The sequence below is a fragment of the Jejuibacter sp. L23 genome, from assembly GCF_050815825.1.
GTDB lineage: Bacteria > Pseudomonadota > Gammaproteobacteria > Enterobacterales > Enterobacteriaceae > Jejubacter > Jejubacter calystegiae.
Window position 1 is genome coordinate 2,428,902 of the sequence record NZ_CP138199.1, and the last position, 21,369, is coordinate 2,450,270.

Here is a 21,369-nt window from a genome sequence, read left to right on the forward strand (position 1 = left end):
GTCATCCTATAAACATCACCGAAACACACAGCAGACCTACCGCCAGGGTAATCAGGTTGGCCAGTGACCGGTAAGGCTTAAGCGCCGGAATAATGAAGGTGGACAGCGTTGGCATAATAAACAGAATGATGGCGATAAGCGGCCCGCTGATGGCGGAGATCATCGAAATCGCGTTGGGATTAATGCAGCACACCACAAAGGTAATGGTGGAGACGGCCATGACCGAAATCGCCCGGTTAAAGGCCCGGCTACGCTTAACGCCCACCCGGTCCAGTGCGGATTTGGTGATTTCCGTTGCGCCTTCTATCACGCCGAAATAGGTGCCCAGAAACGACTTGGACATGGCGACCACCGCCACGATAATCCCGGAGATCCCCAACCAGGCGGGGGCGTCTGGCGTTATGGCCAGCGCGGAAAGAATCGTCAGCCCTTTCTCTTTGGCTTCCACAATATAGGGCGCGGGAATCGCCAGCAGGCAGCTAAAGACAAAGAACAGCACGCTCAGGCAGATAATCAGGTAGGCCACCTTCATTATTTTCTTGCAGTTGTCCATGGCGCCGTCGCCGCAGCGCTGGCGGCGAGCTACCGCAAAGGTCGAGATAATAGGGGTATGGCTGAAGGCGAACACCATCACGGGAATGGAGATCCATACCTGATGCAGGGTCTGTCTGGTGACCTGCAACTGCTCGGTAAAGTGGGCGGTCTGCCAGCTGCCGGTCAGCCATAGCGACAGAAACAGAAAGTAAGCGATTAGCGGAAACACCAGCATGCCCATCACCTTAATGGTGATATGGCGCCCGGTCAGGAAGATCAGATTCAGCACCAGCACCACGGTAAGACTGACCATGACCCGCACCGATGGAGTGATGGTGATATGGCTCGCCAGCTGTTCCGTCAGCGAATTGGTGATGGCCACGGCATAAATCAGCACCACCACAAAAAAGGCGACAAAATAGAGGGTGGTGATCAGATTGCCGATCTTTCGACCATAGTAGCGCTTTACTGCGCCGGTAATGCCCTCTTCGCCGGAGGCGCCGGACGAAAGAATAAACTGGCACAGCGCCCGATGGGGCCAGTAGGTTAACGGCCAGGCGACCAGTAGCGTAATCAGCAGGACCACGGAGCCAGCGGCGCCAAGCTGAATGGGCAGAAACAGCGTACCCGCACCAACAGCAGTGCCATATAAGGCAAAACTCCACAAAGTTTCTTCTTTTGACCAGATTTTAGACATTGATATAGCGTTATTAACTATTAATTGGCGTACGAAGTGGTGCAATCTACCATAAATGATGTCGCGGCGGGCAGCGGAGTTTGTTTCAGGCCGTAGCGCAGAAAGGTCAGGCGGCGTCTGCGCCAGGAAGCGAATCCAGAATAAAATTGCGCAGTGCGGCCTCTGCGGCAGTGGCCGGCGCATTACGCCAGGCAAGCCAGGTTTCCGCCTGTCGCAGGGTGGGCCAGATGGTTTTGCACACCACGTTGCTAAAGCCGAGATAGCGTACCGAAGCCGGTACCAGTGCAATGCCCATCCCGGCGTTGACCAGCGCCATAATGCTGTGAGTCTGGCCGATGTACTGAACAAAACGTGGAGGGGGCAGGGTTTCCGCCAGTAGTTCCAGCGTCATCTCATAGAAGTAGCGTCCTTCGTCGGGGGCATAGGCGATCATCGGTTGATGGCGCAGATCCTCCGGACCAATCTGCGCGCGTTCCGCTAACGGGTGACCGACCGGTAGCGCCAGCACCATCGGCTCGCGGTGATAGCGGCGATGAATCAGTCCCTCCTGTTCGGCAATGGCCGGGCGCATCATCGCAAGGGCGATAGTACCGGCATTCAGGGCGGCAATCTGATCCGAGGTCACCATCTCTTTCAGGGTGATGTCGATATCCGGCAGCGCGCGCTGTACCCGGCCGAGCAGCTCCGGAATCAGCCAGTAACCTGAAACGGCGGTGAATCCCAGCGCCACCCGTCCGGCGCTGCCTTTATGAATACGCCGGGCGGTATCGACCGAAAGTTCCGCCATGGTCAGCATCTGGCGCGCCGCCAGTAAAAAGGCCGTCCCGGCCTCGGTTAAACGTACCATCCGACTATTGCGTTCAAACAGACGTACCCCGAGCGACTCTTCCAGCAGCCGAATCTGGCGGCTTAATGGCGGCTGCGTCATGTACAGACGGGCGGCGGCGCGACCGAAATGTAGCTCTTCGGCGAGCGTAATAAAACAGCGAAGCTGATTAAAGTCATTAAACATCCGGTCCCCTCTGGCCTGTGACCCTGTTAACACTTCTCCGGATTGGCTGACGCGTCACTGGCGCGACGATATCCCGCCAGGCCAGTACCCGTGCCAATGATGACTCAATGTGAATCGATAAATACAAATTATAAATTAGACCTGAATAGTTGCCTGCCCATAATCAAAAACGACGACGAAACAAGACCTTGAAACCCAGAAGCGGCGAGCCTTTCCGTCGTTATGAATCTGAACGGAGGATAACCGTGATAACCGATATTCTGCTGATCCAGCCAGTACCGGATCTTATCGATAGTGCGCTGAAAGACCGTTATCGGGTGCATCGCTGGTATGACATGGCCGATCGGGAGGCTTTTCTCGCTACCGGTGCCGCCGGGATTCAGGCGGTGGTCACCGGCGGTTCATTTGGTTTGCCCAATAGCATCATGGATCGCCTGCCGGCGCTGAAGATTGTGGCCATTAGCGGCATCGGTACCGATGCCGTGGATCTGGCGCGGGCCAGAGATCGCGGCATTCACGTGACCACCACGCCGGGCGTACTGACCGACGATGTAGCCGACATGGCGATGGGATTAATGATGATGACTCTGCGCGATCTGGTGACGGGCGATCGCCTGGTGCGCGCCGGTCAGTGGGGCTCAGTCACTCAGCCGCTGGCAGTACGGGTCACCGGCAAGCGACTGGGCATTGTGGGGCTGGGGCAGGTGGGGCACGCCATTGCACAACGGGCGCAGGCGTTCGCCATGCCGGTGCGGTACCACTCCCGACGGCCCCGCCCGGAAAGCGGTTATCGCTATGTCGACAACCTGATCGCCCTGGCCCAGGAGAGCGACATTCTGGTGGTGGCGGCTTCGGCGGATAGCCAGCAGGCGATTATTACCGCCGATGTTCTGCGCTCGCTCGGGCCGCAGGGTTATCTGATTAACGTGGCGCGCGGCAAGCTGGTCGATGAAGAGGCGTTGATCGCCGCGCTGGATCAGGGGCAGATCGCCGGTGCCGGGTTGGATGTGTTCGCCAGCGAGCCGCACGTTCCTGCCGCGCTGCTGGCGCACCCCGGCGTAGTGGTACAGCCGCACCGCGCCAGCGCCACCCGGGAAACGCGCCTTGCCATGGGGGAGATAGTACTGCAAAACCTGGCCGCCTGCGCCGCCGGGCAACGCCCGCCAACCTCGGTAACCGGTTGAGTGATAACGCCCCTGTGCGGGCTATGGGAGTGTCCATGAATATCAAAGAGTCTTCAATCGCGGCCCCGCGTGACGAGGCGTTAAACGTCGCGCGGCGCGGCTATCTGCGCTATATCATTCTGGCGCTAATCTTTGTGGTGACGGTCATCAACTATGCCGATCGGGCAATTCTTTCGATAGCGGGTACCAGCGTGGCTCAGGATGTCCATCTGGATCCGATGCAGTTGGGCATGGTTTTTTCCGCTTTTGGCTGGGCCTATGCGCTTGGGCAGGTGCCCGGGGGCTGGCTGCTGGACCGCTTTGGCGCCCGGCGGGTATACGGGTGCAGTATTGTGCTCTGGTCGCTGTTTACCGCCTTGCAGGGGTTGGTAGAAAGTCTGGGGTTGATGGCGATCTCCGCCATGCTGTTCCTGTTTGTGATGCGTTTTGCCCTGGGGCTGGTGGAAGCCCCGGCCTTTCCCGCCAATTCACGTATCGTTACCTGCTGGTTTCCCACCCGGGAGCGGGGAACGGCCTCGTCGCTGTTCAATTCGGCGCAGTATCTGGCGGTCGCGATCTTTACCCCGCTGATGGCCTGGCTGACCGCAAGCCTGGGCTGGCAGCACGTCTTCTTCGTGATGGGCGGCGTGGGGCTGGCGCTGGGCGTAGTCTGGTTCTGGTTTTATCACGAGCCGCATCAACACCGGCGCCTGAGTGGGGCCGAGATGGCGCATATGCGCGCCAACGGGGCGCTGGTGGATATGGAACTCAACCGTAAATCCCACCGGGAACCGGTCACCTGGCATAAGCTGCTGCAACTGTTCCGCCATCGTAATCTGTGGGCGGTCTATATCGGTCAGTACTGCATTACGGCGCTGACTTATTTCTTTATCACCTGGTTTCCTATTTACCTGATTAAAGAACGCGGCATGTCGATTCTGGAGGCCGGTTTCAGCGCTGCCATTCCCGCGGTGTGTGGCTTTACCGGCGGTATTCTGGGTGGCGTACTGTCTGACTATTTAATTCGTAAAGGGGCTCATCCTTCCCTGGCCCGTAAAATTCCGTTCACGCTGGGAATGTTTCTGGCCATGGGGTTGGTACTGACCAATTTTGTGGATGCCAACGCCGCGGTGATTGGGCTGATGGCGGTCGCCTTCTTTGGCAAAGGCCTGAGCGCGGTGGGCTGGGCGACCATGTCGGATATCGCGCCAGCGGGAATGATTGGCCTGAGCGGCGGGGTGTTTAACGGCCTGGGCAATATCGCCGGAATCGTCACCCCGGTGGTAATTGGGTATGTGGTCTCCACCACCGGTTCGTTCAGCGATGCCATCTGGTTTGTGGCGCTGCACTGCCTGGTGGGGCTGCTGGCTTATGCGGTGATTGCCCGGCGTTTTGAACGGGTGGTGATTACCGGGTGATAATCTGCCGGGACCATGGTCCCGGCCTCTCTTCAGGCGCGGCTGCGATGCAGGTGATGGCCCACCAGCAGGGCGATAACCAGCAGCGCGCCGATAAAAGCGGTTACGCCATGCCAGCCGTAGTCGTGCCAGAACCAACCGCCGCTGGTGCCCGCCAGGCTCGACCCCATATAGTAGCTGAACAGATAGAGAGATGACGCCTGACCCTTGGCGCGCCGTGCCCGGATGCCGATCCAGCTACTGGCCACCGAGTGGGCGCCGAAGAAGCCAGCGGTGAACAACAGCATACCGGCGAAAATCAGCCACAGCCAGCCGCTCAGGGTCATTAGCAGTCCCGCCAGCATCACCCCGGTAAACAGCAGAATAATCGGTCCGCGGCCGTGGCGCGCCGAAAGGGCGCCTGCCCGCGGGGAACTCCAGGTGCCGGTCAGATAGGCGACGGAAAGTAGCCCCACCACGGCCTGGCTCAGATGCCAGGGGGACTGCATCAGACGGTAGCCGATGTAGTTAAACAGCGTCACGAAGGCCCCCATCAGCAGGAATCCTTCGGCGAACAGCCACGGCAGCGCCTTGTCGCGCCAGTGCAGGCGGAAGTTGATAAACAGCGTTTTCGGGCGTAGCGATGTCGGGCGGAAGTGGCGCGAAGCTGGCAGAATCTTCCAGAACATCAGAGCCGAGGCCAGTGCAAAACAGGCGATAACCGCCAGCGCGATGCGCCAGCCCACCACATCGGTCATCACGCCGCTCAGCAGGCGGCCGCTCATCCCGCCAATGGAGTTGCCGCTGATATACAGCCCCATGGAAAAGGCCGCCACGCTGGGGTGCATCTCTTCACTCAGCCAGGTCATACCCACTGCCGCCACGCCGCTGAGCGCCAGGCCGGTCAGGGCGCGCATCACCAGAATGCCGTGCCAGCTGGTCATTACCGTTGCCAGCAGGGCGCAACAGGAGGCGAGTAGCAGCGCGGTGACCATCACCGGCTTACGGCCCACGGCATCGGAGATGGGGCCGGTGAATAGCATACCCACCGCCAGCAGCGCCGTGGTGACAGACAGCGACACGCTGGCGCTGGCCGGTGAAATACCAAATTCGTGCGAGAGGATGGGGAGAATTGGCTGGACGCAGTACACCAACGCGAAGGTGGCGAGTCCGGCAGAAAAAAGTGCCAGGGTGGCGCGCATAAAGGCAGGTGTGCCGCGCCGGATATGGCTGGCCGCTGCTGCCGGTGCGGCCTCTTCGTCACGCATCCCGGCAGCGGCGGGGGTGACGGTTGTTGTACGACTCAAAATGCTTCCTTTAATAAAAAAGTGACCAGTATCACGTATTTATAGGGTAGAAAGCCGGGAATATTCTGTCTAATATATTAATAGTCTTAAATGATATCTATTAAATATGAATATTGAGTTGCGTCATCTGCGTTACTTCGTGGCAGTAGCGGAAGAGCTGCATTTTGGGCGCGCCGCCGCGCGTCTGAACATCTCCCAGCCGCCCCTTAGCCAGCAAATCCAGACTCTGGAGCAGGAGGTGGGGGCCCGTCTGCTGGCGCGTAATAATCGTAGCGTGCAACTGACCGAGGCAGGTCGCCAGTTTCTGGGCGATGTCCGTCAGATTCTGGGCCAGGTCGAGGCTGCCGCGGCACGGGCCGCTCGTCTGCACCACGGAGAAACTGGCGAACTGCGTATCGGTTTTACCTCATCCGCGCCCTTTATTCGTACGGTTTCCGACAGTCTTTCCACCTTTCGTCGCCTGTGGCCGGAAGTGCATATTGAGACGGTAGAAAACACCACCCGTGCGCTGATTGCGCCGCTTAACGAGGGAGAGCTGGAGCTGGGGTTGATGCGCAATACCGTGCTGCCGGAGACGCTGGACTGGCATCTGATTCTGCGTGAGCCGCTGCTGGCGGTGGTCCACCAGGATAATCCGCTGGCGCGGCGCTCAACGATTTCATTGTGCGATCTGGCCAGCGAACCCTTTGTCTTTTTCGACCCCAGAGTGGGGACCGGCCTTTATGACGACATCCTTAACCTGCTGCGCCGCCATGGTGTGACTCCCTACATTACCCAGGAAGTGGGGGAAGCGATGACCATTATCGGGCTGGTGGCGGCGGGCCTGGGCGTCAGTATTTTGCCCGCTTCCTTCCGCCGGGTGCAGCTGGCAGAAACGGTCTGGGTTCCTCTTAGCGAACAGCAAGCGGTTTCCGAGATGTGGCTGGTCTGGCCAAAACACCGGGAGATTGGGGCCGCAGCCCGTCGTCTGGCGCAACTTTTGAAAGGTAAAACGACGCCAGAAGCGCAGTAAAATGTGCGACAAATCACAAGGCTGGGTAAATATTTGACGCCACCTTGCTAACTGATTCACCATAGCCCTGAATGTTTATTTCGAAGCGCGAAAAATAGGGAGTCCAGCAGTGGGATCGGAGAGTCAGCCAGGGCATATCGATCAGATCAAACAGATGAATGCAGGGGCGGTTTACCGTCTGATCGACAGACATGGCCCGGTTTCCCGCATCGACCTGTCGCGACTTGCTCAGCTGGCGCCCGCCAGTATCACCAAAATCGTTCGGGAACTGCTGGAAGCCCACCTGGTCCAGGAAACAGAAATTCAGGAGCCCGGCAGTCGCGGGCGCCCGGCCATCGGCCTGAAGGTGGAAACCGAAGCCTGGCACTATCTGGCGGTACGCATCAGCCGTGGCGAACTGGCGCTGGGGCTGCACGATCTGAGCGGCAAGGTCGTGGTGGAAGAGCAGCTGCCGCTGGCGCCAGAAGCGGAAGAGGCGCTTTCCCTAAGGCTGTGTACCGAAATCGATCGCTTCTTTACCCGTCACCAGCATCAGTTGGAAAGACTCACCGCCATCGCTATCACGCTACCCGGCATTATCGATACCGCCAACGGCATTGTCCGGCGTATGCCGTTCTATGAAGAGGTTCGGGATCTGCCGCTGGGGGAGTTACTGGAGCAGCGTGTCGGCGTGCCGGTCTATATTCAGCACGATATCAGCGCCTGGACCATGGCCGAATCGCTGTTCGGCGCCTCTAAGGGAGCCAGGGACGTGATTCAGGTGGTGATTGACCATAATGTGGGTGCTGGAGTGATCAGCGACGGCCGCCTGCTGCATGGCGGCAGCAGTAGCCTGGTGGAGATTGGACATACTCAGGTGGATCCCTATGGTAAGCGTTGCTACTGCGGCAACCATGGCTGCCTGGAAACGATCGCCAGCGTGGAAAGTATTCTGGATCTGGCCCGGCAGCGGCTGGCGCAGTCAGGGAGTTCTCTATTGAACGGCAGGGCGCTGACCATCGCCTCCCTGTGTGAGACAGCTCAGGCCGGGGATCCGCTGGCCCGGGATATTATTCAGGGGGTGGGGCTGAATGTCGGCCGCATCCTGGCGATTATGGTTAACCTGCTTAATCCGCAAAAAATTCTTATCGGTTCACCGCTGAACCAGGCGGCGGAAATTCTCTATCCGACCATCAGCGATTGCATTCGCCGCCAGGCGCTGCCCGCCTACAGTCAGCATATCGAGGTGATTGCGACCTGCTTTGATAATCAGGGAACTATGGCCGGGGCAGCGCTGGTCAAGGATGCCATGTATAATGGTTCATTATTGATCCGTTTACTCCAGGGGTAACATTTTTCAGCCTTATCCATGAAAAATTGCGCTACCTCAATCCTGGGTATGATTGCATATTTTAGACTTCCGTCACTGTATTATTTTCTTTTTGATATTTTCAGAGCATAACTGACGGAGTGCTCCTATTATGCTGAAGCGTTTCTTTATAACAGGTACGGATACCGCGGTCGGAAAAACAGTCGTGTCACGGGCACTACTGCAGGCGCTTGCCGCCAGCGGCAATAGCGTTGTGGGCTATAAGCCGGTGGCGAAAGGCAGCCAACAGACCTCCGAAGGATTGCGCAATAAAGACGCGCTGGTGTTGCAGAGCGTTTCTTCCCTGGCCCTGCCTTATGGCGCCGTCAATCCCATCGCTTTCAGCGAAGAGGAGAGCAGCGTGGCGCACAGCGGCACGATTAACTACGGTCTGCTGTCTGAAGGGCTGGCGAACCTGAGCTCGCTGGCTGACCGGGTGGTGGTGGAAGGAACCGGCGGCTGGCGTAGCCTGATGAACGATCTGCGGCCGCTGTCTGACTGGGTGGTTCAGGAACAGCTGCCGGTGTTGATAGTGGTGGGTATTCAGGAAGGCTGTATCAACCATGCGCTGTTAACGGCGCAGGCCATCGCCAATGACGGACTACCGCTGCTGGGCTGGGTCGCTAACCGTATTAATCCGGGGCTGGCGCATTACGCGGAGATTATCGGCGTATTGCAGAAGAAGCTGAATGCACCGCTGCTGGGCGAACTGCCGTATCTGCCGCGGGCGGAACAGCGCGATCTCGGCCACTATATCGATCGACCGGCGCTGGAAAGGGTGCTGATGCAGGAAGCGGTTACGCTGTAATTCTGCGTAACAAAAAGCCGGAACACGGGTTCCGGCTTTTTGGGATATTAATCACCACTCACAATATTCAACGCCCGGCGAGTACGGCCAGAGCTGAGGTAGTCGGCGATATAATCCTGGGAAATTTCGCCGCTGTAGCGTCCTTCCTCATCCACAATTGGCATCCAGACCATATTGTGCTCGTAGAGTTTAGAGAGCACCACTCTCAGGTTATCTTCCGCCTTACCGGTAATCCGGAAATCATGCAGCATGTCGCCGCAGCTACCGGTACCGCCGCGCGCTTCCCGGCGCTTCACGAAGCCCAGCGGTTTGCCTTCATCATCCACCACGGTAATCGAACGCTGATCGTTGTCGTCCATAATGGCGAAAGCTTCCGCCAGCGGGGTGTCGCGTTTAACGGTAATGGTGGGCTGCCGATCGGTAACGTCGCCGGCCTGTACCAGCAGCAGGCGCTTCAGGGTACGGTCCTGGCCCACAAAGGTGCCGACGAACTCATTCGCGGGTTTGGCCAGTAGCTCATCGGGGCTGGCGCACTGCACGATTTTCCCCTGGCGGAATACCGCGATGCGATCGCCCAGTTTTAACGCCTCATCGATATCGTGGCTCACCAGCAGTACCGTCTTTTTCAGCTGGCGCTGCATCTCCAGAAATTCATTCTGAATGGCTTCGCGGTTAATGGGATCCACGGCGCCGAAGGGTTCATCCATCAGCAGTACCGGCGGATCCGCCGCCAGGGCGCGAATCACCCCGATACGCTGCTGCTGGCCGCCGGACAGCTCTTTGGGGTAGCGGGGCAGATAGTGCTGCGGATCCAGGGCTACCATCGCCATCAGTTCGCTGGCCCGTTCGCGGCAGCGTTTTTTATCCCAGCCCAGCATTCTGGGCACCACGGTGATGTTCTCTTCAATCGTCATATTGGGGAACAGACCGATCTGCTGAATCACATAGCCGATATTACGACGTAGCGCCACGGTATCCATGTCGCTGGTGTCTTCACCGTTGATAAACACCCGACCACTGCTTGGAGCGATCAGCCGGTTAATCATCTTCAGGGTGGTGGTTTTACCGCAGCCGGAAGGGCCGAGCAGGATACAGATCTCGCCTTCGGGCACTTCCAGACTGACGTTATCGACGGCGTTAAAGGTCTGGCCGTTTTTCTGAACGAACTGACGGGTCAGTTTTTCCAGCTTTATCATGTGTTGTCTCCAGTTGCTGTTCCGCTATTGTCGGAGCGGCGAAATCCTGCGCTTTAACCGCGCGTCAATAGCTTCTGCACGCCGTGCAGTAACCAGTCCAGAATAATGGCAAGCAGGCAGATCATTACCGAGCCGGCAATCAGCATACGGATGTCGCTGCCGCCGATACCGTTGATCAGCAGCAGACCCAGGCCGCCAGCGCCAATAACGGCGGCGATGGCCATAACCCCGATATTCATCACCACTGCGGTGCGGATGCCGCCGAAGATCACCGGCAGGGCGATGGGGATCTCCACCCAACGCAGGCGCTGCCAGAAGGTCATGCCGATACCGCGCCCGGCTTCCCGCAGTTCAGGCGGCAGGCTTGAGAGGGCGGTCCAGGTGTTGCGTACGATGGGCAGCAGCGAATAGAGAAATACTGCCGCCACCGCCGGAACCACGCCAATCCCATGGCCGATCATCGAAAACAGGGGAATCATCAGGCCGAACAGCGCGATGGCCGGAATGGTCAGAACGATAGTTGCCAGACCCAATACCGTACTGGCCAGTGCCTTATGGCGCACGATGATAATGCCCAACGGCACGCCGATAATAATCGCCAGCCCCACGGCCAGCAGTACCAGTACCAGATGCTGTAGCGTCAGGGTGCCCAGATAACCGGCGTTGTTGATCATATAGTCAATGGTTTCCATGCGCGCTCCTTACAGTAGCCCTTTCTGTTTCAGGAAATCACGCGCCACCCGCTGGGGAGATTCGTGGTCGATATCCACCCGGGCGTTCAGGGTGGTGATGGTCTCGTTGTCCAGTTGGTCAGAGAGGGTATTGAGCGCCTCCGCCAGACCCGGATTCGCCTCCAGGGTGTCTTTACGTACTACCGGCGTGACGGCATAGCTGGGGAAGAAGCCTTTATCGTCCTCCAGTACTTTAAGGTCGAAACCCTTCACCCGACCATCGGTGGTGTAAATCAGACCGGCATCGACAAAGCCGTCGCGAATAGCGTTATAGACCAGTCCGGGATCCATCTGGCGAATCTGCGGGCGGTCCAGCTCCATGTTGTAGGCCTTCTGAAGTGGCTTCATACCGTCGCTGCGTCCGCTGAATTCCAGATCCAGCCCCAGCAGCCAGTTATGTTTGGGGTCGTTTTTACGGATCTGTTCAATTTTCGCTACCATCTGCGACATGGTGCTGATGTTCTCTGCCTCGGCACGCTTGCGCTGCATAGCAAAGGCGTAGGTGTTGTTCATCTTCGCCGGTTTCAGCCATATCAGACCGTGCTTCGCATCCAGTCGCTTCACGGTCTCATAGGATTGTTCCGGGGTCATGCGCTCCTTGATCTGGTTAAAGATAATCAGCGAAGTGCCGGTGTACTCCCAGGTCATATCGATCTGTTTGTTGATCATGGCATTGCGTGAAATCACCGTCGCGATATTGGTTCTGGCATCAACCTGGAACCCTTTCTTCTGCAGATAAAGGGCGGTCATGGCCGACAGGATATGCTGCTCGGTAAAGCTCTTGGTCGCCAGTACCAGCGGCGCCGCCTGGACGGAGCTGGCCAGTAGCGCGGCGGCGGCCAGGGTGGTGGTTAACAGCGTCTTCAGTTTCATTCTCTCCACTCCATCAGGCGGTGTGCGGGCTCAGCCAGCGTTCCAGCGAGGCAAGCAACATATCGAGGATCAGGGCGAACAATGCCGTAGCCGCAGCGCCGAGGATAAGCGTGGGGAAGTCGTTCAGATAGATACCCGGGAAGATGAGTTCGCCATAGCTGCTGGCGCCAATCAGGAACGACAGGGGGGCGGTGCCAACATTAATCGCCGTGGCGATGCGGATGCCGGACATGATCACCGGCCAGGCATTGGGCAACTCTACCTGACGCAGCCGCTGGCAGCGGGTCATGCCAATGCCTTTGGCCGCCTCCAACAGCGCGGGCTGTACCGAGCACAGTCCGGCATAGGTGTTGCGCACAATCGGTAGCAGCGAGGCGAGGAACAGCGCGACGATCGCCGGTCTGTCGCCGATGCCGATAATCACCATCGCCAGCGCCAGTACCGCCATGGGGGGCAGCGTGTTGCCGATATTAAACAACTGCATCACGTATTCGGCCCAGCGGCGGGCGAAGGGGCGACTCAGCAGGATACCGCTGGGAATGCCAATCAGCAGCGCAAGGGCCATGGAAGAGAAGACCAGAATCATATGCTGCTGACCAAGGTAGATGAGATCGACCTTGCGTGCCGCGATAGTTTCTGGTCCGATGCCCCAGACCAGCAGGCCGAGCACGATGAGCAGCGCCAGAAAGCCCAACGCGGCCCGTTTTGCGAATGAGAGTGCCATTGCCGTGTGTCTCCGGTGGTAAACGTGGAAATGCGCGCTTCCGGCTGCGTCTTATGACCGCGTTGCGCAGTGCCGGATTACTTGAGCTATAACAATCCCGGGCTCAGGTTGCCAGAAAGGAACGCATGGAATACACCACAGTTTTATCCGGGAAATCATCGATTTGCCCTTGTTGCGCTACGTTTAATTCCTGATTGTAAGAAAAGTCTTAAAACGAGGGGTGAGATGTGACGCTGTCACATCTTTAGCAAATTGAGGCACCGGCCGGCAGGGCGCCGACCGTGGGGGATTAGCGGAACAGCGGCTTTTCGACGACCGGGATCGGCAGCCCGGAACGCCAGTCGGCGAGAGTGAGTTGAGCCAGTTCGCCCAGCCCCTGCCAGAAGGGATGGGCGGCATTTTCAACAAAACAGGCCAGGAAACGCGGCGCCCAGGGCAGCAGATGCCAGGCCAGCAGTTCGTCCAGCGCCTGCTGCTGTCCGGCATCCGCCAGCCAGGCGGCCAGCATCAGCAGGGTGCCGAACTGATCTTCCGGCTCATTCTGTACGCTATGATGGGCGACGCCACGGCTCTGCATCCACTGGCGCAGCGCCAGGGTCGAGTCGCCAAACAGCACGTTTTCCCGATCGAGCCACACCGAGCCCCAGGGGGGGGCCGGGAGTGCCCAGGGGCCAACGAACAACCGCTGGTGCGCCTGTTCCAGCGTCTCATCCTGTCGGTTCCCGGCCATCATGGCGGGAATAGCCGAGGGTACTGGTTGGGACAGTGGCCATTCGTTCTCCCAGCCTGGGGTTTGCAGCATTTGCGTCAGCATCGCGGCGGCGTCGCTGCGCGGTTCATAGTAGAACAGCGCGCCCAGTACCCGGCCGCTTAGCGCAATGGCGTTGAGCCGGGTGCTGTGGTTGGTTGCGGTCATTAAACTTTTTACCTCGTCTAAATTTTTTCGATTTCCACCAGGTTACTGTGCTGCGGGTTCCCTTTCGCCAGCGGTGACGGACGGTGAGTGGTCAGGGTATTCATGCAGGCGCCGGTATCGATACGATCGCCGCTCATGTCCGCCTGATGCCAGGCTCCCTGGCCCATGGCGGTCACGCCAGGCATGATTCGCGGCGTCACTTTGGCCGCCACCCGGACTTCGCCGCGCTCGTTAAATACCCGCACCCTGTCGCCGTTGGCGATCCCCCGTTTGCTGGCATCGATGGGGTTGAGCCATACTTCCTGACGACAGGCGGCCTGCAACACGTCGATGTTGCCGTAAGTGGAGTGGGTGCGTGCCTTGTAGTGGAAACCAAACATCTGTAGCGGCCAACGCCCGCGCTGTGGTGCATCCCAGCTTTCGAAACCGGAGGCGTAGACGGGCAACGGGCTTATCACGTCATCCGGCGCCAGCTCCCAGCTGGCGGCGATTTCCGCCAGACGCTGCGAGTAAATCTCGATTTTGCCCGAAGGCGTTTTGAGCGGATGCGCATCGGGGTCGCGTCGGAAGTCGCGGTAGGCCACGAAATGGCCGTTGGGATCGCGCCGCTTGTAGATCCCCATGGCGCGCAGCGCTTCGAATTCGGGCAGTTCCGGGTCCCTGGCGCGCATTTTAGCATACAGATGCTCCAGCCACTGGCGCTGGCTTCGTCCTTCGGTAAAGCGCTGATGGATATCCGGCCCCAGTCGTTTCGCCACCTCGCTCATGATCCAGTAGATAGGACGGCGTTCGAACTTCGCCGTAGTGGCGGGCTGAATAAAGATCAGGTAGCCCATGTTACCGGCGTAGTCGTTGGGGATAATATCCTCCTGCTCAACGGTCATCAGGTCCGGCAGCAGGATATCGGCATATTTCGCCGACGAGGTCATAAAGTTTTCAATCACCACGATGGTTTCGCACTGGCTGTCATCCTGCAAAATATCGTGGGTGCGGTTAATGTCAGAGTGCTGGTTGATCAGGGTGTTACCGGCGTAGTTCCAGATAAACTTGATGGGTACATCCAGCTTCTCTTTACCGCGCACGCCGTCGCGGATGGCGGTCATTTCCGGTCCGCGCGTGATGGCGTCGGTCCAGCTAAAGCAGGAGATGCTGGTCTTCACCGGGTTTTCCAGCACCGGCATACGTTCGATAGTGATGGTGTATGTGGATTCCCTGGCGCCGCTGTTACCGCCGTGAATGCCGACGTTGCCGGTCAGAATAGGCAGCATGGCGATAGCGCGGGCGGTCTGCTCGCCGTTAGCCTGGCGCTGTGGCCCCCAGCCCTGACAGATATAGGCCGGTTTAGCGCTGCCGATCTCACGCGCCAGCGTAATAATTTTATCGACCGGGATACCGGTAATTTGCGATGCCCACTGCGGCGTTTTGGCGATGCCGTCATCGCCCAGGCCCAGAATCCAGGCCTTATAGTGGCCGTTGGCTGGCGCGCCGGCGGGCAGGGTTTTTTCATCATAGCCTACGCAGTATTTATCGAGGAACGGCTGGTCCACCAGATCTTCGTTAATCAGTACCCAGGCAAGGCCGGCCACCAGGGCGGCGTCGGTTCCGGGGCGAATCGGGAGCCACTCATCTTCGCGCCCGGCGGCGGTATCGGTATAGCGCGGATCGATAACGATCATGCGGGCATTGGAACGCTCCCGGGCCTGCTCCAGGTAGTAAGTGATGCCGCCGCCGCTCATGCGGGTTTCGGCCGGGTTATTGCCGAACATCACCACCAGTTTGCTGTTTTCGATATCGGAGGTGCTGTTACCGTCGTTGCTGCCGTAGGTGTAGGGCATGGCACAGGAGATCTGCGCGGTGCTGTAGGTGCCGTAGTGGCTCAGAAAGCCGCCGTAGCAGTTCATCAGGCGCGCCACCAGCGAAGCATAAGGGGAGGAGCGAGTGATATTACCGCCCACAATACCGGAGGAGTAGTTGATATAGACCGACTCGTTACCGTACTGCTCGACGGTTTTCTTTAACTGTCCGGCGATAGTATCCAGCGCCTCCTGCCAACTGATGCGTTCAAACTTGCCTTCACCGCGCTTGCCCACCCGCTTCATCGGGTAGTTGAGGCGTTCCGGATGATTCATACGGCGGCGGATGGAACGACCGCGCAGGCAGGCCCGCACCTGGTGGTTACCGTAAATATCTTCGCCGGTATTATCGGTCTCTACCCGCCAGACTTCGTCGTTGCGGACGTGCAGGCGCAGCGCGCAGCGGCTACCGCAGTTGACCGAGCAGGCGCCCCAGACGATGCTGTCTTCAGAGCCGGAGACGGCATCGCCGACGGCGGCGGCCACCGGGCGGATACCAAAAGGCAGCGAAACCGAACCGGCAGCCAGCGCAAGACCGCCAATCGCCGATGACTTAATCAGTGTGCGGCGGCTGATACCGCCCGGTTGTTGTTGAGTGGTGGACATGGCTCACTCCACGGCACGCCTTTCCGCAACCAGGAAGGTGCCTTGTTGTTATGGAGATATCGGTTGCAGAGACACCGCGTTATCGGCGTATCGCGGGGGAGTGTTACCCATGTGGAGGTAGCTGATATTAATATGCATCAAAGTTGACGCATTATTGCGTGATAATCCTTCAGGGGCGCCACAGGCACCCCTTTAGTATTACTGCTGAGGAGCGCTATCGTCCGCCGGGGCAGCGGCGTCGCCGGTGCGGGTATAGAGAATCTTCTGGGTGTCGTTGGCGCAGTGGCCAACGACCTGGGCGCCGGGTTGATCCGCCTGATCGTTAGGGACGATGGTCAGAGTGAATCCTGACTCCGGTACGCCGTTATTGATAATGCGCTGCCCAATCTCCGCTTTCACCTTTTCGCACGAGTTCTGTGCCGCCATTACCGGCGCGGCTGCCGCCAGGAGTAATGCGCTAATCCATACCGAAGGTTTCATGATTGCTTCCTTTTGTTGAGCATGAGCTCCAATCATAGCAGAATAGGGGTAACGTCCTGTATTTACTTGCATCATTTGGCTTTTTTTCGGATTTCAGGAGTATGGGAAGACAATGAACAGAAGATTACTGGGATGCGCGCTGGCGCTGTTCGCTGTCGGCTGTGACGATGGCCATTCCCGAAGCGACGACTGGTCGCCACAAATGTCCAGCTTTGCGAACGAGTTTAACTTCGATCCGCTGCGCGGGCCGGTACGCGCCTTTAGCGAGACGGTCGTCGATCAGAACGGTGAAACCGTACGCCACGTCAGCGCCCGACTTTCTCGTGAAGGCTGCTTTAACAGTCTGGAGTTTCACGATCTGCAAAACGACAGTAATGCTTCGCTGCAGCGCCAGGAGGATATGATGGTGGATGCCGACAGCGGGGTGCTGCGGGTGCTGTTGCAGGGCCATTGCCAGTTAGGATCCCTGCCGGATGCGTCTGTCGACTATCGCCAGGATCGGCGCGGTTTTGTTACTTCCGCTCAGGGGCCGCAGGTCGCGATTCACTATCGCTATGATGAAGAGGGGTATCCGCTGGGTAACATCACCCGGGAAAACGGCGAGCGGACTGCAGTACGTATTGCCGCCGGTGAATCCGGACGTAAGCCGGACTACACCGCGGTCAGCGAACGTAATGGGCGGGAGATCGCCACCACCCACCAGCGCTGCGACTACGATGGCAGAGGGAACCCCACCACCTGTCGGCTAACCAGCCGCGATCTGATCACCGGTGTGGAACAGCGCTATATCATTAGCAACAGCATCGGCTATTACTGAGCGGTGGGGGTCAGCATGGCCGCGCCAGGCGTTTTCAGATTTTGCAGATACTGATGCTGGAAGATGCACATCCGGATGGTGTTGCGATACTCGCCGTTAACGAAGAATTCGTGGATCAGCTCGCCTTCGACCATAAAGCCCAGCTTTTCGTAAATATGAATCGCCTTCGCGTTCTCTTTATCGACAATCAGATAGAGCTTATACAGATTCAGCACGGTAAAGCCGTAGTCCATCGCCAGCCTTGCAGCGCGCGAGGCCAGCCCTTTTCCCTGGTGTTCGGGAGAGATGATTATCTGAAATTCGGCACGGCGGTGCACATGATTGATTTCCACCAGCTCCACCAGGCCGGCCTTTTCGCCATTACACTCCACCACAAAGCGGCGTTCGCTCTGATCGTGGATATGCTTGTCGTAAAGATCGGAGAGTTCTACAAAAGCTTCATAGGGCTCTTCAAACCAGTAGCGCATGACGCTGGCGTTATTATCCAGTTGATGGACGAAGCGAAGGTCTTCACGCTCCAGAGGGCGCAGTTTAACCTGTAGATCGCCGGACATAGGGAAACTCCTTGAATCGGCGGCAGAGGGTTCTGCCGCATAGCATAGGGTTACGGGTTAATCACGCGCCCCGTACGGCGATCCAGACAGCGCAGGGTGTTTGGCTCCCAATAGGCGTTAAGGTTGGCGCTTTTCTGGCAGTTATCGCGGGCGTCAAAAGCGGTATCCGCTTTATCCCACTCTTTCTCCGTACGGCGATTCACCTTCTGACGCAGCGAACGGGTATCTCCCCACTGTTCTTTATCCATGGCGGCCTGCTGGCGGCTCATGGCGCTGTCGCCGGATTCGATGATTAACTTGTTGGTTTGAGCCTGGGCCGGTGCGCAAAGCAGGGCGGCGGTGCTGAATGCCAGCGGCAGCAGCGCAAGGGACAGGCGCTTCATTGAATGACTCATAGTAATTTCCTTATTGGTCGTGAACGTCACGACGCTCCCATTTTAGCCGATTTTTGCGCGCCGGACACCCCACAGATCCCCGCACAGGAGGCTGTCACTCAAAGGTTACAGGGCGATGTGGAAGGTTCTGAAACTGTTGCATTTCCTGAGCCAATAGTGTGATGGAGTACAATTTTTTCACTATTTATACTTGTATGGTAGTTGTTCGGGAGGAATGATGGGCCCCAGAAAGATAAGTGAGATAGCCATCAGACGGCAGGCTCTGGAACGGGTGAGTCGCAAAGCGTTAATTAACACCGGGAAAACGGCGGGCCGCCATGGAATCGCCGGGATCGTTAAAACAGGAGAAAAACCAATGAGAAGCGTTGTCGTTCAGCAGCCAGGTCATCTGGAAATCGCGGAGCGTCCATTGCCGCAGCCCGCGCCAGGTGAAGTCAGAATTCGCGTGAAGCATGCCGGGATTTGCGGCTCCGATGTGCATATTTTCCACGGCCATAATCCGTTCGCTAAATATCCCAGAGTGATTGGCCATGAATTCTTTGGCCATATCGACGCCGTGGGCGAGGGCGTCGATCCGGCGCGCGTTGGCGAACGGGTTGCGGGCGACCCTGTGGTGAGCTGCGGGCATTGCTACCCCTGTCAGATTGGCCGACCCAATGTCTGCACAGAATTGCAGGTGGTTGGCGTGCATCGGGACGGCGGTTTTAGTGAAGCCGTCGTGATTCCGGCAGGTAACGCTCACCGGGTGCCGGAGACGATCCCTGACGATCGTGCCACCATGATTGAACCTTTTACCATCGCCGCCAATATTTGCAGTCAGTTGCAGCCAGGTCCGCTGGATGTGGCGCTGGTTTACGGCGCGGGACCGATGGGCCTGACGACGATCCAGGCGCTGCGCGGCGTTTACGGCGTCAAGACCGTGATTGTGGCGGATCGCATTGATGAACGTCTGGAGATGGCGCGGGTTAACGGCGCCGACCACACCATTAACAACGGTCGTGAAAATCTGGCCGACTGGCTGACGCAGCATGGGGTACGACCGACGCTTATCGTCGATGCCGCCTGCCATCCCAGCATTCTGCCGGAAGCCATTAGTCTGGCATCGCCCGCGGGCCGTATCGGCATCATGGGCTTCTCTGCCGATCCCTGCACCATAAGCCAGCAAGGCATCACCAGTAAAGAACTGACCATTATCAGCTCACGTCTGAACAGCAACCGCTTTCCGATGGTGATCGACTGGATGGCGCGTGGTCTGATTCAGCCCGAAAAACTGATTACCCATAGCTATCCGGCGGAGCAGGTACTGGAGGCAATGGAAACCTTTGAGAAGGACCAGAAGCAGTGCTGCAAGGTGCTGCTCAATTTCTGAGTACGACGTTCTGTACCCACAACCTGTAAGGATAAACGGGGAAATGAAAAATGACTGATACGACTGAAAACAGCAATAAGCCGGAACGCAATACCCGCGACCTGGTGAAGGCCGCAGTCTCGGGCTGGCTTGGAACCGCGCTGGAGTTTATGGATTTCCAGCTCTATTCACTGGGCGCCGCGCTGGTGTTTCACGAGATCTTCTTCCCTGGGCAGTCGGCGGCTATGGCGCTGATTCTGGCGATGGGAACCTACGGCGCGGGTTATATCGCCCGCATCGTTGGCGCCTTTGTTTTCGGCCGGATGGGTGACCAGGTTGGACGTAAGAAAGTGCTGTTCATTACCATCACCATGATGGGAATCTGTACCACGCTTATCGGCGTGTTGCCCACCTATGCCCAGATTGGCATCTTTGCGCCGATTCTGCTGGTGACGCTGCGAATCATACAGGGGCTGGGGGCTGGCGCCGAGATCTCCGGCGCGGGCACCATGCTGGCAGAATATGCGCCGCGCGGTAAACGCGGCATTATCTCGTCACTGGTGGCGATGGGCACCAACTGCGGTACCCTGACTGCCACCGCCATCTGGGCCCTGATGTTCTTCCTGCTGGACCGCGGACAGCTGGTGGACTGGGGCTGGCGCATCCCCTTCCTGTGCAGCGCGGTGGTGATGATCTTTGCCATCTGGTTGCGTATGAACCTGAAGGAAAGCCCGGTATTTGAAGGCGTTCAGGAACAGGATGAACAGCAGGGCACGCCCATCGATCAGGACAACACCATCGGCGCGATGTTGCGTAGCAAATCCTTCTGGCTGGCCAGCGGCCTGCGCTTCGGTCAGGCGGGTAACTCGGGGCTGATCCAGACCTTCCTGGCGGGCTATCTGGTTCAGACGCTGCTACTGGACAAGAGTATTCCGACGGATGCCCTGATGATAAGCTCGGTGATTGGTTTCCTGACCATTCCGCTGCTGGGTTGGATCTCCGACCGGGTAGGGCGCCGTATGCCGTACATCATCGTCAATATCAGCGCCATACTGCTGGCCTGGCCGATGCTGTCGCTGCTGACTAACGGCGCTTCGTCGGTGGGGGTGATGATGGCGAGCATCATTATTATCCATAACGTGGCGGTGCTGGGGCTGTTTGCGCTGGAAAATATCACCATGGCGGAGATCTTCGGCTCCCGCAATCGCTTTACCCGTATGGCGATTTCCAAAGAAGCCGGTGGCCTTATTGCCGTCGGGTTTGGCCCACTGCTGGCCGGTATCTTCTGCAACATGACCGGGGACTGGTGGCCGATTGCGGCGATGATCGTGGCTTACTCAGGGATTGGTCTGATCTCTGCGTTCCTGATGCCGGAAGTGGCGGATCGTGATTTGGAACATCCGGAAGACGCGGCTGATATCGCGGCACCAGGCCATAGCGCCCGCGCGACCCGCACGCTTTCCTGAACACTCTGCCAGCTGCCCCACCATGGGATGGTGCTCACACTTTGTTACCATTCTAGTCAGGGTAGTTGGCAAAAACTGTCGCAAATCAAGGTGCGAACGGGTGCAGAAGGTAGTCTGCCTCCGTTCCCTTAT

20 protein-coding genes are annotated in these 21,369 nt (G+C 58.1%); 8 read left to right on the plus strand and 12 right to left on the minus strand.

Annotated elements, in window-relative coordinates; all coding sequences use genetic code 11:
- Nucleotide 1: 1 nt before the first annotated feature.
- Nucleotides 2-1,231, minus strand: coding sequence for an amino acid permease (locus SCU88_RS11200; protein WP_138097363.1), 1,230 nt, complete (start codon nt 1,229-1,231; stop codon nt 2-4).
- Between the two features lie 106 nt (nt 1,232-1,337).
- Entirely contained in the window at nt 1,338-2,243 is a 906-nt protein-coding gene (locus SCU88_RS11205; RefSeq protein ID WP_175341438.1) for a LysR substrate-binding domain-containing protein, read from the minus strand.
- A 245-nt stretch (nt 2,244-2,488) separates the two neighbouring features.
- On the opposite strand from SCU88_RS11205, the gene SCU88_RS11210 reads away from it, so the two are divergent.
- Together SCU88_RS11210 and SCU88_RS11215 are read left to right on the plus strand one after the other, a co-directional pair.
- Complete coding sequence (locus SCU88_RS11210) at nt 2,489-3,427, plus strand: 2-hydroxyacid dehydrogenase (protein WP_138097365.1); 939 nt, start codon at nt 2,489-2,491, stop codon at nt 3,425-3,427.
- Between the two features lie 35 nt (nt 3,428-3,462).
- Complete coding sequence (locus SCU88_RS11215; protein ID WP_175341439.1) at nt 3,463-4,824, plus strand: D-galactonate transporter; 1,362 nt, start codon at nt 3,463-3,465, stop codon at nt 4,822-4,824.
- Nucleotides 4,825-4,856: 32 nt separating this feature from the next.
- Here SCU88_RS11215 and SCU88_RS11220 read toward each other — a convergent pair whose 3' ends face one another.
- Nucleotides 4,857-6,110: an MFS transporter gene (locus tag SCU88_RS11220; RefSeq protein WP_175341440.1), complete on the minus strand. Its 1,254-nt coding sequence runs from the start codon at nt 6,108-6,110 to the stop codon at nt 4,857-4,859.
- 106 nt (nt 6,111-6,216) lie between these two features.
- Between SCU88_RS11220 and SCU88_RS11225 the strand changes: the two genes are divergently transcribed.
- From SCU88_RS11225 to bioD, 3 genes are all read left to right on the plus strand, one after another.
- The gene (locus tag SCU88_RS11225) at nt 6,217-7,122 is read left to right on the plus strand and encodes a LysR substrate-binding domain-containing protein (protein WP_175341441.1); all 906 of its coding nucleotides are present in this window, start codon (nt 6,217-6,219) and stop codon (nt 7,120-7,122) included.
- 109 nt (nt 7,123-7,231) lie between these two features.
- Nucleotides 7,232-8,452: a sugar metabolism global transcriptional regulator Mlc gene (gene mlc / locus SCU88_RS11230; protein ID WP_175341442.1), complete on the plus strand. Its 1,221-nt coding sequence runs from the start codon at nt 7,232-7,234 to the stop codon at nt 8,450-8,452.
- A 130-nt stretch (nt 8,453-8,582) separates the two neighbouring features.
- On the plus strand, nt 8,583-9,278 hold the full coding sequence (gene bioD, locus SCU88_RS11235; RefSeq protein ID WP_175341443.1) for a dethiobiotin synthase: 696 nt from the start codon (nt 8,583-8,585) through the stop codon (nt 9,276-9,278).
- A 47-nt stretch (nt 9,279-9,325) separates the two neighbouring features.
- Here the strand turns inward: bioD and osmV are convergent, their stop codons facing one another.
- The 7 genes from osmV to SCU88_RS11270 all read right to left on the minus strand — a co-directional run bounded on the left by osmV (nt 9,326) and on the right by SCU88_RS11270 (nt 16,657).
- Complete coding sequence (gene osmV / locus SCU88_RS11240; protein WP_175341444.1) at nt 9,326-10,474, minus strand: osmoprotectant ABC transporter ATP-binding protein OsmV; 1,149 nt, start codon at nt 10,472-10,474, stop codon at nt 9,326-9,328.
- Nucleotides 10,475-10,527: 53 nt separating this feature from the next.
- Nucleotides 10,528-11,166: an osmoprotectant ABC transporter permease OsmW gene (osmW, locus tag SCU88_RS11245; RefSeq protein WP_175341445.1), complete on the minus strand. Its 639-nt coding sequence runs from the start codon at nt 11,164-11,166 to the stop codon at nt 10,528-10,530.
- Nucleotides 11,167-11,175: 9 nt separating this feature from the next.
- Entirely contained in the window at nt 11,176-12,078 is a 903-nt protein-coding gene (locus SCU88_RS11250) for a glycine betaine ABC transporter substrate-binding protein (RefSeq protein WP_175341446.1), read from the minus strand.
- A 13-nt stretch (nt 12,079-12,091) separates the two neighbouring features.
- Nucleotides 12,092-12,802, minus strand: coding sequence for an ABC transporter permease subunit (locus SCU88_RS11255; protein ID WP_175341447.1), 711 nt, complete (start codon nt 12,800-12,802; stop codon nt 12,092-12,094).
- A gap of 289 nt (nt 12,803-13,091) precedes the next feature.
- Nucleotides 13,092-13,718 carry a Tat proofreading chaperone DmsD gene (dmsD, locus tag SCU88_RS11260; RefSeq protein ID WP_175341448.1) on the minus strand — a complete coding sequence of 209 codons (627 nt, stop codon included), beginning with the start codon at nt 13,716-13,718 and terminating at the stop codon, nt 13,092-13,094.
- A 17-nt stretch (nt 13,719-13,735) separates the two neighbouring features.
- On the minus strand, nt 13,736-16,177 hold the full coding sequence (gene ynfE / locus SCU88_RS11265; RefSeq protein ID WP_175341449.1) for a selenate/tellurate reductase subunit YnfE: 2,442 nt from the start codon (nt 16,175-16,177) through the stop codon (nt 13,736-13,738).
- Nucleotides 16,178-16,375: 198 nt separating this feature from the next.
- Nucleotides 16,376-16,657, minus strand: coding sequence for a DUF1161 domain-containing protein (locus SCU88_RS11270; protein WP_138097379.1), 282 nt, complete (start codon nt 16,655-16,657; stop codon nt 16,376-16,378).
- 112 nt (nt 16,658-16,769) lie between these two features.
- Between SCU88_RS11270 and SCU88_RS11275 the strand changes: the two genes are divergently transcribed.
- Nucleotides 16,770-17,474 (plus strand): YnfC family lipoprotein, encoded by a 705-nt coding sequence (locus SCU88_RS11275; protein WP_138097380.1) that lies wholly within the window; start codon nt 16,770-16,772, stop codon nt 17,472-17,474.
- Here the strand turns inward: SCU88_RS11275 and speG are convergent.
- On the minus strand, nt 17,468-18,028 hold the full coding sequence (gene speG / locus SCU88_RS11280) for a spermidine N1-acetyltransferase (protein WP_175341450.1): 561 nt from the start codon (nt 18,026-18,028) through the stop codon (nt 17,468-17,470). The genes SCU88_RS11275 and speG overlap by 7 nt on opposite strands.
- A 50-nt stretch (nt 18,029-18,078) precedes the next feature.
- Nucleotides 18,079-18,423: a DUF1283 family protein gene (locus tag SCU88_RS11285; RefSeq protein WP_168198818.1), complete on the minus strand. Its 345-nt coding sequence runs from the start codon at nt 18,421-18,423 to the stop codon at nt 18,079-18,081.
- A 355-nt stretch (nt 18,424-18,778) separates the two neighbouring features.
- On the opposite strand from SCU88_RS11285, the gene SCU88_RS11290 reads away from it, so the two are divergent.
- A complete protein-coding gene (locus SCU88_RS11290; protein ID WP_138097382.1) occupies nt 18,779-19,792 on the plus strand; it encodes a Zn-dependent oxidoreductase in 1,014 nt (337 codons plus the stop codon).
- Between the two features lie 50 nt (nt 19,793-19,842).
- Nucleotides 19,843-21,237, plus strand: coding sequence for an MFS transporter (locus tag SCU88_RS11295; protein ID WP_175341451.1), 1,395 nt, complete (start codon nt 19,843-19,845; stop codon nt 21,235-21,237).
- Nucleotides 21,238-21,369 lie beyond the last annotated feature (132 nt).